The sequence below is a fragment of the Candidatus Protofrankia californiensis genome (assembly GCF_900634765.1).
GTDB classification, from domain to species: Bacteria; Actinomycetota; Actinomycetes; order Frankiales; family Frankiaceae; genus Protofrankia; species Protofrankia californiensis.
In genome coordinates this window covers 1-11,072 of sequence record NZ_CAAAFT010000222.1, presented here as the reverse complement: position 1 = coordinate 11,072, position 11,072 = coordinate 1, and the positions used below count along the sequence as shown (strand labels likewise).

Annotated in this window: 9 protein-coding genes and 1 pseudogene; all 10 read right to left on the bottom strand. The window is 67.6% G+C overall.

Annotated elements, in window-relative coordinates; genetic code table 11:
* Nucleotides 1-719: MlaD family protein (locus tag DD1DGNOD_RS12095; protein WP_131766719.1), on the bottom strand; the 719-nt coding region annotated here is incomplete at its 3' end.
* Entirely contained in the window at nt 716-2,005 is a 1,290-nt protein-coding gene (locus DD1DGNOD_RS12090; RefSeq protein ID WP_131766686.1) for an MlaD family protein, read from the bottom strand. The genes DD1DGNOD_RS12090 and DD1DGNOD_RS12095, both read right to left, overlap by 4 nt.
* On the bottom strand, nt 2,002-3,465 hold the full coding sequence (locus DD1DGNOD_RS12085) for an MlaD family protein (protein ID WP_131770145.1): 1,464 nt from the start codon (nt 3,463-3,465) through the stop codon (nt 2,002-2,004). Before DD1DGNOD_RS12085 ends, DD1DGNOD_RS12090 begins: the two co-directional genes overlap by 4 nt.
* Nucleotides 3,462-4,751, bottom strand: coding sequence for an MlaD family protein (locus DD1DGNOD_RS12080; RefSeq protein ID WP_131770144.1), 1,290 nt, complete (start codon nt 4,749-4,751; stop codon nt 3,462-3,464). Before DD1DGNOD_RS12080 ends, DD1DGNOD_RS12085 begins: the two co-directional genes overlap by 4 nt.
* A gap of 2 nt (nt 4,752-4,753) precedes the next feature.
* Nucleotides 4,754-6,166, bottom strand: a complete 1,413-nt coding sequence (locus DD1DGNOD_RS12075; RefSeq protein WP_165036629.1) for an MlaD family protein — start codon at nt 6,164-6,166, stop codon at nt 4,754-4,756.
* A complete protein-coding gene (locus tag DD1DGNOD_RS12070) occupies nt 6,163-7,389 on the bottom strand; it encodes an MlaD family protein (protein ID WP_241251472.1) in 1,227 nt (408 codons plus the stop codon). The genes DD1DGNOD_RS12075 and DD1DGNOD_RS12070 overlap by 4 nt, the downstream gene beginning before the upstream one ends.
* A complete protein-coding gene (locus tag DD1DGNOD_RS12065; RefSeq protein ID WP_131766685.1) occupies nt 7,390-8,232 on the bottom strand; it encodes an ABC transporter ATP-binding protein in 843 nt (280 codons plus the stop codon).
* A 160-nt stretch (nt 8,233-8,392) separates the two neighbouring features.
* Entirely contained in the window at nt 8,393-9,244 is an 852-nt protein-coding gene (locus DD1DGNOD_RS12060) for an ABC transporter permease (protein WP_131766684.1), read from the bottom strand.
* Nucleotides 9,245-9,257: 13 nt separating this feature from the next.
* Nucleotides 9,258-10,118: an ABC transporter permease gene (locus DD1DGNOD_RS12055; RefSeq protein ID WP_131766683.1), complete on the bottom strand. Its 861-nt coding sequence runs from the start codon at nt 10,116-10,118 to the stop codon at nt 9,258-9,260.
* A 396-nt stretch (nt 10,119-10,514) separates the two neighbouring features.
* Nucleotides 10,515-11,072: pseudogene (locus tag DD1DGNOD_RS12050) on the bottom strand (hypothetical protein); the annotation flags it as partial.

Sequence of the window (11,072 nt, the reverse complement as noted above, 5' to 3'; positions counted from 1 at the left end):
TCCGCGGTCGCCCCGGTCAGCCGGTTGGCGTTGCCCACCAGGGCGGCGATCTGCCCCTGGCCGGTGTCGAGGGCCTGCAGCACCGTGGACGTCTGCTGCGCCAACGCCTTGAGATCGTCGGACTGGGCCGCGATGGCGTCCAGGGCGGTGTGCCCCTCCCGGCCGAGGTCACCCAACCCGGCCAGGGCCGCGGACACGTCGGGCTGGGTGCCGTCGGTCCCCTCGCCCAACGACCGCAGCAGGCTGCCCAGTTCCTCGCGGGTGTCCGTGTCCAGGCTCGTGAGCACGTCCCGTAACTGCACGCTCGGTTTCACCCCGTCAGCGGGGATGCTACTCCCGGACGGCAACGCCCTACCATCACCATCGGTGATGTCCAGGTAGCCCTCACCGACGAGGGAACGCTCCCCCAGCCGCACGGTCACCCCCTGATGCAGCGGGGCGATCTGCTTGTCCACCGAGAACTCGACCCGCATCCCGTCGGCCTGCCGGGTGACCGCGCGCACCTGGCCGACATGCACGCCCGCGATCTGCACCCGGCTCGCCGTCACCACGTTGTCGACGTCCGTGAGCACCGCGACGGACGTGTACTCGCCACTGTCGATCACCGGTATCCGCACACCGGTACCGGTGAACAGGTAGAACAGGATCGCGAAGCTCGCGGCGAGGAACAGCAGGACGGTCACCAGCCGGCCCAGTGACCCGGTCAGCATCTGTCTCATCGGCTGCCTCTCTGGGACGTGGGGGGCAGACCGTTCTCCGCGCCCGGGAAATAGCCGTTCGGTGGCTGCTTCGGCAACACTCCGGCACCGGGGAGAGGCACGATCAGGTGCCCGCGGATGATGCTGCCTTGGGCGTCGCCCGCGCCGAACACCGACGAGGTGTTGTACACGAACGCCTGGAGGTCGGTGAGGTACGACATCACCGTCTGCGTGTCGCGGTCGAGGTTACGGGTGACCGGCCTGAGGTTCACCAGGGAGTCGTCGATGTCGTTCACCATCGGGCGCAGGTCGGCGACCACCGGCCGGGCCTTGCTGATCACGGGCTTTGCCGCGTCGACCGTCGCGCCCAGCGTGTCGACGGTGCTTTCCAGCCGTTCCAGTGTCTGCGGCAGGTCGCCGGAGGCGCGGTCGAGGTTGTCCAGCGTCGGGTTGAGCTGCTTGGTCAGCTCCTGGGTGCTGGTCAGCGTGTCCCGGAGCTGGTCGGTCAGCCCGGGAAGCTGCGCGAGACTGTCCCGCAGCGCCCCGTCGTTGCTCGCCAACGTCTCCAGTGTCTGCTGGGTCGCCGTCGCAAGCTGGGCGACCCGCTGGTCGTTCCCGCCGACCGCCGTGGAGATCTGCGACAGCGCGGTGACGAGCTGGCTGATCTTCTCCCGGCGGGTCTGCAGCGCCTCGACCACTGGCTGCAGCTCGGTGAGGGTGCTGTCCGTGGCCGCCAGCCCGCCGGGCAGCTGCTCGGCGGAGCGGGCCAACGCGACGTCGGACTCGACGAGCATGTCGGTCAGGGCCAGCTGCGTGCGGTCGTCGAGGTGGCCGAGCACCTCGTCGGCCTGGACCGGCCGGGCGGTCTGGCTCAACGGGATGATGCCGTTGGCCGGCAACCGGTGGCCCGGCGCCCCGCCGGGGTTGATCTCCACCGACATCTCGTTGAGCGCGTTCTTCGGCCGCACCACGGCGCGGGCGTTGTCGTAGACGGGGTGACCGGGCTCGAGTTCCAGCGTGAGCAGGGCCGTTCCGCGGTCGGTCACCTTCCAGCCGGAGATCTTCCCGACCTTCACGCCCGCGATCGTGACCATGTTGGAACTCGACGGGTTCACCCCGGGCACCGACGCGAACTCCGCCTTCACGACCGACCGGTCGGCCCACGGGAGCGTCGAGGTCAGCTTGGACTGGATGATCACAGCCGCGACGATGCCCACCACGACGAGCGCGGTCATCGCGGTCACGTCCCGGCCCAGCCCGGGTACCGTCCGGATCCGTTCCCAGCGGCGCCGCAGGGATGTACTCATCGGGAACTCCTCGACACCAGCGGAAGGTTCAACGCAGGCAGCAGCGGGCCGGGCCCGCCCGCTTTCGTTCCCGCCGCGGGCGGCGGGATCAGGCCGGGAGCACCCTGCCGGGTGCCCTCCTGCGGGCCCGCGGGCTGCTGCAGACCGAGCGTCTCCAGGTACTCCTCCAACGGCATCAGCAGCGTCGACCCGCCAGCGATGTTCACCCCGACGCCGGCCATGAGCCGCCCGGCCGCGCCGTTGCTGTCGTGGAACTTGAAGACCTCGGCGCCGTCGGAGAGCAGGTAACCGGCCTCCTGGTAGAACAGGTGGTCGTTGCCGCCGCCGGCGTAGATGCCGGTGCCGTGCCACGGCGACAGCACCGCGTCCTTGATCGGGCCGTTGAGCCGGTCGAGCACGGGCCCGCGCACGTCGGTCAGCACCCCGGTGGCGTTCTGCGCGGTGGGCACGAGCCGGTCCACCAGCGGCCGGGCGTCCTGCAGCAGGATCCGCAGCTCACTCACCACCGGCAGGGTGCGTTCCAGCACCGGGTCGAGCTGGGCCAGCAACGGGTCGAGCTGACGCGCCGCCGGCCGGAACGCCTGGGCGGTGGTGGTGAGTCGCTGCAGGGTGCCGTCAAGGTCGGCAAGACCCGCCCGGGTGGTGCGCAGCGTCTCCGGTCCGGTCGCCACCGCCTGGGCGAGCGGACGACGCTCATCGGCCAGCGCCGCCGCGGTCGTGGCCAGCGAATCAATGATCGAATCGAGCTGGCCGTCCTGGCGGGTGAGTGCCGACGCCGTCTGCTGGAGGCCGGTCACCACCCCGGTCAGGTCGGTCTCGGGTCGGGTGCCGCGGGCGGCGTCGAGCACCACGGCGGTGGGGGCCAGGCTCCCCGGCGCGTCGGTGAGGAGTTCCCGTAGTTCCTGCCGCCCACCGTTTTGCAGCGTGGCGTCCAGCTGTCCGACGGTGCGCGGCATGGCCTGCTGCGCGTCGGGGGTGATGGCGCTGAGGACCCGGTCGAGTTCGACCGGAACACTGGTCCGCGCCACCGGAATCGTGTGTCCGGCGCCGAACCCGCCGCGGCCGCCCCCGTGGGAGAGCTCGACGTAGTACGAGCCACCCAGCACAAGCGTGGGCCGCACCGCCGCGGACGGCTGGTCACCGAGCTTCCCCAGAACCCCATCGTCGATCTTCATCGACACCAGGGCCGTGTGTGTGTCGGTGTCCTCCACACCCGTGACATCGCCGACCTTGACGCCTGCCATCTTCACGACGCTCTTGTACGGCTCCAGCTTGTACGCCCGAGTGAACTCGGCCTTGACCGTCTCCCCGGAACTGAGCGTGACCGCGACGCGGTTACGGTTGAACGCCACCACCGCGACTAGGAGCAGCGCCAGCAGCACCACCAGGCCGAGAACCCTGCTCGACGTCGACTGTCCGCGGCGGGCCACCCCTGCCAGCCGCTGCCGCACAACGCTCATCGGGTGCCTCCTACCAGCGGGATGCCCGCCGGAAGTCCCTGGGCGCGATCCCGCGACGCCTCACCGGGCCGGGGATACTGGTTCTGGTAGTAGTTCCCCGACGGCAGCAGACCGCCGGTGACGGTCGCCAGACCGGGGTTGACCCCGAGGCGGGCGTAGCGAATACCCGGAACAGGCCCCTCGGACACGAAGCTGTGGCCGCGGACGAACAGCTGGCCGATCTCGGGCGCGTACGGGGCGAGGACCCGCAACGGGGTGAGGAGGTCACCGACGGCCTGCCGCACCGGCGTCGCCAGTGGCCTGGCGTCCGCGACGGTGTGGGTGAGGTCCTCGACCGCGGGTATGGCCTGCTCGGCCACGCCCGGCACCTTCCCCGCGACCGGCACGCCCTCGACGAGCAGGCCGCGGACGTCGGATTCGGACTGGGCGAGCGCGGTTGCTCCGGGCTCGAGTGACTCCATGGCCGACGCGGTGTCGGCCAGCGGCCCGTTCAGCGAGTCCAGCGCATGCTTGGCCGTGTCCAGTGTGGCCGGCAGCCGGTCGAGGGTGCCGGCGAGCGGCTTGCCCGCGTCCACCGACACCGCCCGCACCGTCTCGTCGGCCTGACCGACCAGCGAGGCGATCTCCTGCTCCCGGCCGTGGAGCCGGCCCGCCAGCCGGTCGACGTCCTTCAGCAGCGCGGGCAGGTCTGTCTGGTCGGAGGCGAGCGCCTGCGACACCGTGCCGATGTCGTCGAGCAGATCGGGCGCGGTCTTGAGCAGATCCTGGAGATCCTTGCTGTGGCCCGCTGTCCCCCCGCCGAGCTCACGGACCGTCCTGGTGGCCGCGTCCCGGGTCGGCTGGTCCAACACGTCGAGCAGCTGGTACAGGTCCGCCGAATTCACATTACGGGTCGCCTCGATGGGCCGGTCGCCGAGTTTGCCCGCCCCCCGGGTACCCAGGTCCAGCTCGACGAACTTGGTGGCCAACGCCGACACGTCCCAGATCTCGGCGTGCGCGTCCCGGTACACATCCACGGTGCCGTCAAGCTCCATGGTCACCAGCGCGGCGCCGTTGGCGTACTCGATATGGCTGACCCGGCCGATGCGCTTACTCATCTCGCGGACGCCGTCGTTGACGCGCAGCGAGTGGACATCATTGATCGACGCACGCACCGTCGTCGTCGGCGCGAACGGCAGCCCGGTCTGTGCCTTGAACGTCAGGTACAGGATCACCGCCAGCATGGCGAACACGATGACGCCCGCGCGGAAGGAACGCGACCGCGCGCGGATCTCCGGGGTTGTCATAGCTACAACAACCCCCCCAGCAGTTGCTCGAGCATGGAGTTCTCCTGTCGCTCGGTCAGCCCGGTGGCGCTGCCGCCGGGTGCCGGCGCGGACGAGGCGCCGCCCCGGGTGGACGGCGACGCAGCGGGCTGCCCGCTGCCCGCGGGCGTTGCCGACGCGGCCGTCTTGCCGGGAAGCGGCAGCTCCGGCGGCGCGGGCAGCGGCAGGCTGGGGATCGGCGCGTCGGGCACCCCGGGAACGATCCCGCCGACGGTCTGCCCCAGCGCTTTCGGTGACAGCGGCACCATGGCCTTGAAGTAGTGGCTGATGGCGTCGTAGTCGCTGGTGGCCATGGCCCACCCCTTGGCGAACTCCATCAGGTTGGTCAGCCGCAGGCTCAACGCCTGCTCCGACAGGGTCCGGGCCGCGACCGACACCCCTTCCAGGTCCGGGGTGGCCGGGCGCAGCGCCTTCACCAACGGTGCGGCCTCGTCCAGCAGCACGTTGGCGCGGTCGAGGACCGGCGGCAAAGACGCCAGAGCCGGATCAGCCGCGTCCGCGAACCGGTGCAGCTCACCGGTGATATCGGTCAGGTCGTCGGTGATCGGACGCAGCGACGCCAGCGTACGGGTCGCCGGATCGGCAACCCCGGACAGCTCCGCGAGGGTAGCCCGCGCGCTGGCCATCGTCCCGGGCAGACGCACCAGGGAGTCCTGCAGGGCCTTGCGGTTGGCCGCCACGGTGGCGAGGGTGTCGGTGGCCGCACCGACCAGCCGGTCCAGGCTGCGGCCGTCGTCGGTGGCGAGCGCGCTCGCCACCGGCTGGGCGCTGTCCACCAGCCTGGTCAGCAACGCGTTCTGCTCGTCGAGGATCGCGGCGAGGTCACGGGCCTGCGTCATCGCGGGTTCCAGCGCGGCGATCGCGCCGGCGGCCTGCTTCCCCTGCCCCTTCAAACCCTCACCACCCGTGGTCAGCAGCGCGCCGAGGGCCGTCGCGGTCGGCGTGTCCACCGCGTTGAGCACGTCCTGCAGGTCCACGACCCGGTTGGTCTGGGTCTGCGCGATGACCACCGGCTCGGGCAGCACCGGCGCCGACGGCGACCCGCGCTCCAGCCGGATGAACCGCTCACCGAGCAGGTCCTGGGTGGTAATCGTCGCGCGGACATCGTTGTGCAGAGGCAGCACGCTGCGGTCCAACGCCATCCGCACCCGGGCGCGGCCACGCTCCAGCCCGATGGACGTGACCGTGCCGACGTCCACACCCGCCGACTTGACCACGTTACCGGCCACGAGAGGACTGGCGTCGGCGAACATCGCGGTCACGACGACCGTGCCGTCGTCCCGCGCGGCCATCGCCGCCCCACCCGCCGCCACCGCGACGGCGAGCACCACCGCGATGACGACGACCCGCCTGCGACCAGAACGACCGGCGCTCATCGCATCCCACTTCCGGTCGCATCCACCCACGGCTGCCCGACCGGCTGGCCGGGATACGGCTCGGGATTGCGCCGTGACCCGGGTGGCTGCACCACACTCTCGTTGATCATATTGGTGCCTGGTGCGAGCAGACCCGCCCAGGTGTGTCCCTGCCCGTCATACGGCGCGAACGCCTGCCCCCAGTTGTGCAACATCCCGATTCCTTCGGGTGTGTAAGGACGAAGGAAGGACACCGCGGGCTGGATGCTGTTCACGAACTGCGTCACGGGCGGGACGACGCCGTGGGCGACGTCGAGCAGGCCGGGGGCCTCCCGCAGCAGCGCCTGCGCCGACCCCAGCGTCGGACGGAGCTCGGCGACGCTGGGACGCAGCTCCGTCAGCACCGGGCTGAGATTCCTGGCAATCGACGGCAGCCTGCCGGTGGCCGGCTGGAGATCCTGCAGCAAGGCGATGGTCGGCTCCCCCGCCGCGGGAACCCGGTCCAGGGTGCCCTTCGCGGTCTGCAACGTCGACGGCAGTTCCTTGAGACTGTCGGAGAGCTGCTGCTGCTGGCCGGCGACCGCGCCGGTCACGCTGGTCAGGTTGTTGACCACCGTGGCGATGTCCCGGCGATGATCAGCGCCGATCGCCATCATCTGCTGGAGCTGGGTGACCAGCGAACGGATCGCCGGACCATCGCGTCCGACCGCCTGCAGGATCTCACCCAACGCCTGCACGCTCGATCCGGCGCTCTTGAGCGTCGCGGCGAGATCCGGTTCCCGACCGTCCACCGTCTGGTTGAGTTGGCTCACCAGCGAGTTGACCTTGTCGCGGGTCGGCTGATCGAGCGCGGCGAGCACCTGATCGACCTCGATCTGCCAGGACTGGCCCTCGATGAGGCCGTTCTCCGGGATTCCCGCGTTCTCGGCCGGACCCGGATACAACGTCAACATCCGCTCGCCGATGGCGGAGTTCCATTCCACCCGCGAGGTCGTGCCATCGCGCAGAGGTGCGTATTTTTTGGTCAGGGAGACAGTGACAACCGCTTTGTTGTTCCTGGTTTCCAGGCGGTCGACCGAGCCTGCCTTGAAACCGTTGATCCATACCGGCGAACCGTCGGCGAGCTGCGCCGCCGACGGCATCACTAACTTCACTTTGTAGTCGTCGTTCGCGACCCAGACGACGCCGCCGATGCCGACGGCCGCCACCAGTGCCACGACGAGGACCAGTCGTCGAGAGATCATTCAGTCCATCCCAAGGGGGCCCGCCGAATCTCCGGACAAAAACTGGCGGACGAAAGGCATGTCGGAGTTGAACGCCTCCTCCGTCTCACCGTAGTGGATGAGCTTCCCCTTCCACAGCACACCGACATAGTCACTCACCTTACGCGCGGTACGGATGTCGTGCGTGACCAGCACATAGGTGCCGCCATACTCCGCGTGCAACTTCAGAATCAGGTCGTTCAACAAACTCGTACGCACCGGATCCAAACCCGAGTCCGGCTCGTCGAACATCACCACGCTCGGGTTCAGGACCAGCGCCCGGGCGAAACCCGCGCGCTTCTTCATACCACCGGACACCTCACCCGGAGTCTTGTTGACAGCCCGCGTGAGACCGACCTCGTCAAGCCTCGCCATCACGATCTTGCGAATTTCCGACTCGCTCTTGTCGGTATGCTTACGCAACGGGAAGGCGACGTTGTCGAAGATGTTCATCGACCCGAACAGCGCACCGTCCTGGAACAGCACACCGAACCGCTTACGGATCTCCTGCCGCTCCCGCTCACTGACATTCCAGATGTTCTGCCCGAACACGACGACCTCACCGTGATCCGGCTCGAGCAGGCCCACGATGTGCTTCAACAGAACGCTCTTGCCCGTCCCGGACGGCCCCAGAATCGTGGTGATCGCATTGTCCGCGAAATTCAGATTGAGCCCCGTCAGCACGTGGAACGAACCGAACGACTTCCGCACATCACGGATCTGCACACTGTGGGTGACGTCCGACCCCTTGCCCCGCGGCTTCGGCTGACCCGGCAGCGGCCACGGATCGACAGCCTCGTCAACAAGATCATCACTTGTGGACATGCGCCATTCCTTCCCTCCAGAAACACCCGTCGAGCACCTGCGTTACACGCCTGACAACCCTGGATCTGAGCCCCCGGACCTCCCCAGATCAGCTTCCGGACCCCACATCCGGCAGGAGCCCCGGGCACGGAATAAGCATGATCGCACCGTCTCCGACCGGCTAGAATCCGATGGGCGCGCGAGTCAGCGATCCGAAGAACATCTGCTGGAAGATCGCGCCGACCACACTGACGATGATCAAATTGATCACCATGGACTTCGCCGTGTTCTTGCCGACCCCGACGGGGCCGCCACTCGCCGTGTAGCCGTAATAGCAGCCGACAGTGATGATCATGATTCCCATAATCGAACCCATGACGAGGGAGAGCAGCAGGTCCTGTTGGGTCTGGAACGCCCAGAAGACGGACAGATAGCCGCCCGCGGACACGCTGTGGAACACATGGACGTTCAGCACATAGTTGACGTAGTACATGAGCCCCGTGCCCGCGATGAACATGAACGGCGTGACGATGACGACCGCGAGGAGCCGGGTACTGATGAGATACGACCGCGAGTCGATGCCCATGACTTCGAGGGCATCTATTTCCTCACTGATCCGCATCGAACCGAGCTCGGCGACCAGCCCACAGGCGACCTTCGCTGACAGAATCCAGCCCCACATCTCGGGGGCGACCGTGTAGTCAGCGGTCGAGGTGAACACCGCCGTGTAGCCCCCGGCCCCCAACTGCCCCAGCAGATAGTGGGCTTCCAGCGAGATCTCCGCGGCCAGCATCGCCATCATGAACCAGATGATCCCCGAGCTGGACAGGATGACGATCCCGGCCTGGCGCAGCACCTCCGACCCGTAATGCCGCACACCCGCCATGCGACGGACGGAGACGACCAGGAACCTGGCGATCTCACCAAGGTCGTGCACCAGTGGCTGGTCACTGCCGTAGGAGCCGAATCCACCGCCACCGGTACTTATCGGCTGCTCCGCCGCAACGTCATCCTTGTCGTCGATCACGGTCATCGTCGAACGCCTTTCACCGGTTCACCAACATGTCGGGATTCAGGCCCAGCATCGTCGCGTTCACCACGAAGTTGATCACCCACACGGCGGCGAAGCACAGCACGACCGCCTCGTTGACAGCGCGTCCGACACCCTCCGAGCCACCGCGCACGGTGAGTCCTTTCTGCGCGCAGACGATGCCGATGAACAGACCGACGAGAGTGGACTTGACAAAGGCGCCGACCAACTCGGGAGCAGTTATGCTCGACAGGAAGCTTGAGAGGTAGCTGCCCACGGACGTCTCGCCGAACACGGTCGCGGAAAGCATGGCCATCATGATTCCGAGCGCGCTGCCGATGATACTGAAGGCCACCATCATGATTGTTATGGCGAGGACCCGGGGAAGAACCAGCGTCCGCACCGCGTCGACGCCGAGTACCTTCAGCGCGTCGAGTTCCTCCCGGATGCGCCGGGCGCCGAGGTCAGCGGTCATCGCGGTACCCATCACGCCGGCAACGGCCATGCCGGTGCAGAACGGCGAGATCTCACGGATGCTCGCCATCACGAAGTAGGTGCCCAGCCTGTTCTGGCCACCGAGCAGGCTGAGCAGGTCGTAGGCGTAGTTCGCGATGAGGAACGTGAAGCCGCCGACGGCGAGGCTGACCGGCAACCAACAGAAACGCAACATCGCATACATCTCGTCGCGGGTGCTCCCCCAGTACCCGCGCGGTTGGCGTACCGCCGTGGACGCCAGCTGCGCGAGCAGTTGCCCGCTCTGGCCGACGTCGACCGCCACCCGCTGAAGGAGCGGCGGGAGCTTGATCATAATACTCGAGGCAGTGGGACGAGAACGTGGACGGTGGCGGCTGGGCTTGGTCACAACCTGGTGCGTCATCTGTCTCCCTGCATCAGCTTGGCGGTGTACCACGTCCGCAGACCCGCCGCGCCGTCGTCGAAGGGGTTCCCATCGCTTTCAGCACTCACAGGAGTGAGGAACCTTACCATGTCAGATTCACCACATGGATTGGATCTTTGTTGGGTCATGAACCTATTCCAGTGGCGACCACAGCCGCGACATCCCCCGGGAGGAAATGACCTACCCGTTGGGGTGGGACGGTGGTAGCCAACCTTGCCAGGCAGGCAAGCTCGGCCCTGCGGCCCGGACGCGTCGCGCCGGCGGCTGTCCTGACGGCACGCCTTCCCGACGTGCCAGGTGAACAGCGTCGGGGCAGGCGACGACTTTCGTAAAGACGGCTCTCGTAAACTCGTAAGGTTGTCACGGCTGGCGGGTCTACGGACGACGCCACACTTCCGCGTGCACGAACAGCCGGTCCACCTGCCCGTCGGAGTGACTCACTCCAGCCGAGACGGGTGGCGCCGCTGGGAGAATTCGCACCGCACACCAAACAAAAGACAACGTAAACACAATGATCATTACGGATCCCGAAGCGACCAGACCGGTAAACGGAAACACGACACACAAGCCGAGAAGCGGCGCGGCACCCACCGCACGCCGACGCAGGTGAGCTGCTGCCACGCTGAAGCAGATCACCTGCGCGGCCTCGAGAACCCCGATGATGAGGGGGTACTCGAAGATGCGAAGCACATATGGTCCCCGGTGTTCATACGCGCCCCGTTGATGTCGATCATTTCGAAGGTGCACGAAGCCAGGAACTCCACTGCCCGTCCACGCGTAGAGAGCCCTCCGTGACATCCCGCGGTTGATCTGCCGGACGACGGACACCGCGACGGCACCGTAGCGGGTCACATAGCCGCTGTACACCCAGACCGGCTGGGGGATGTCGAGGGAGGTGACGGCGTCCCGCATGCCGGGGGATCGTGAGAATGG

Excerpts from the sequence above, each read along its gene's own strand:
- DD1DGNOD_RS12090 (WP_131766686.1), bottom strand. The coding sequence starts at position 2,005 with ATGAGTACATCCCTGCGGCGCCGCTGGGAACGGATCCGGACGGTACCC.
- DD1DGNOD_RS12085 (WP_131770145.1), bottom strand. The coding sequence starts at position 3,465 with ATGAGCGTTGTGCGGCAGCGGCTGGCAGGGGTGGCCCGCCGCGGACAG.
- DD1DGNOD_RS12080 (WP_131770144.1), bottom strand. The coding sequence starts at position 4,751 with ATGACAACCCCGGAGATCCGCGCGCGGTCGCGTTCCTTCCGCGCGGGC.
- DD1DGNOD_RS12075 (WP_165036629.1), bottom strand. The coding sequence starts at position 6,166 with ATGAGCGCCGGTCGTTCTGGTCGCAGGCGGGTCGTCGTCATCGCGGTG.
- DD1DGNOD_RS12070 (WP_241251472.1), bottom strand. The coding sequence starts at position 7,389 with ATGATCTCTCGACGACTGGTCCTCGTCGTGGCACTGGTGGCGGCCGTC.
- DD1DGNOD_RS12065 (WP_131766685.1), bottom strand. The coding sequence starts at position 8,232 with ATGTCCACAAGTGATGATCTTGTTGACGAGGCTGTCGATCCGTGGCCG.
- DD1DGNOD_RS12060 (WP_131766684.1), bottom strand. The coding sequence starts at position 9,244 with ATGACCGTGATCGACGACAAGGATGACGTTGCGGCGGAGCAGCCGATA.
- DD1DGNOD_RS12055 (WP_131766683.1), bottom strand. The coding sequence starts at position 10,118 with ATGACGCACCAGGTTGTGACCAAGCCCAGCCGCCACCGTCCACGTTCT.